The sequence below is a fragment of the Nitrobacter sp. 62-13 genome (genome assembly GCF_001896955.1).
In the GTDB taxonomy this organism is placed as follows: Bacteria; Pseudomonadota; Alphaproteobacteria; order Rhizobiales; family Xanthobacteraceae; genus Nitrobacter.
In genome coordinates this window covers 612-1,992 of record NZ_MKRN01000087.1, presented here as the reverse complement: position 1 = coordinate 1,992, position 1,381 = coordinate 612, and the positions used below count along the sequence as shown (strand labels likewise).

Sequence of the window (1,381 nt, the reverse complement as noted above, 5' to 3'; positions counted from 1 at the left end):
TGCTCATCTTGCTGAGGGCCGGCCCAGACGGCCGAGAGTGGAATCATGTGCGCCAGGTTGAGCGTCGAGATCGGCGGCTGCCGGACGTTGGCATACAGATGGCCGGGCAGGCTTCCGAGCCAGGCGTCGACCGCGTTGACGGTCTCGAGCATCGCAGTGAAGTCGCGGCTCTGGATCACCTTCTCGACGAGGCGCAGCTTCTCGTCGGCTAAGCGTGGATCGCCGTCCCACACGGTAATCGTAGCCGTCACGTAGGCCATGCCGGCGAGATCCGCGCCGAGTTCCTGAAGGGCCATGTCGGCGTCGGCGGCCTTGTTGGCGGCGTCGGTGTCTACGAGGACCGACGCCTCATTCGTCATGACTTCTTTGACGATGGCCGCAATGCTTTTCCGCTTTGCGAACCATTGCCGCCTGATGCGGGTGAGCAGCTTGGTCGCGTCGGTCTTGTCGAGCAGGATCGCACGTGTTGCCCAACGATAGGGGAATGCGAGCCGGTTCAACTCGTCGAGGATGCCGGGCGTCGTCGCGGTCGGGAAGCCTACGATGGTGAGTGTGCGCAGATGCTGATCGCCGAGACGAGGCTCAAGGCCTCCGGTGAGAGGCTGGTCGGCCAGCAGCGCATCGAGATACATCGGTGTCTCGGGAACACGGACACGATGGCGCTTAGTGGAAACGCAGGAATGCAGGTAGGTCAGCGTCTCGCTGTCATCCAGCCAACGGCATTCCTTCATGAAGCCGTGGAGCAGCGCGAGCACGCGGTCGGTGCGGTCGACGAAGGCTCGCAGAATCTCGTGAGGGTCGACACCTGACCGTTCCCTTCCCTCGTAGAGCCAAGCCTCCGCGCGCGCGGCATCCTCGGCCGGCGGCAGCCAAGCGAACGTGAGGACGTAGCGGGACTCGAAATGTGCGCCTTCTTCCTCGAAATCAGCCTTGCGCTCGGCATCGAGCAACGCAGACGCGGGATCGGGAAAGATGCTGTCCGGATAGCGGTTGGAGGGGTAGCGCTGCGCCTCTACAAAAATCGCCCAGCCCGAACCGAGACGGCGGAAAGCGTTGTTAAGCCTTGCCGCCACGCCAACCAGTTCCGCTGCAACAGCGGAGTCCAGATCTGGACCGCGAAAGCTTGCGCTGCGTTGAAATGAGCCGTCCTTGTTCAGAACGACTCCTTGGCCAACAAGCGCGACCCAAGGCAGGAAATCTGCGAGGCGAGTAGCGGTGCGGCGGTATTCGGCGAGGTTCATCATGGCAGGCTCAGACCGCGAGGAAGGAGGGGATGCGCAGATGCCGGCGGATCACTTCCACGAACATTGGATCGCGTTTGGCTGCCCATACGGCCGCGAAGTGGCCGGCAGCCCAGAGTCCGAGACCGACGAGCCAGAGC

General features: G+C 63.1%; 2 pseudogenes (1 of these 2 running past the window's edge). Both read right to left on the bottom strand.

The window, feature by feature from the left end:
* Positions 1-1,244: pseudogene (trbE, locus tag BGN91_RS08175) on the bottom strand (conjugal transfer protein TrbE) (it extends 1,170 nt beyond the left edge of the window).
* Between the two features lie 7 nt (positions 1,245-1,251).
* Positions 1,252-1,381 (bottom strand): annotated as a pseudogene (locus BGN91_RS08170) (conjugal transfer protein TrbB); the annotation flags it as partial.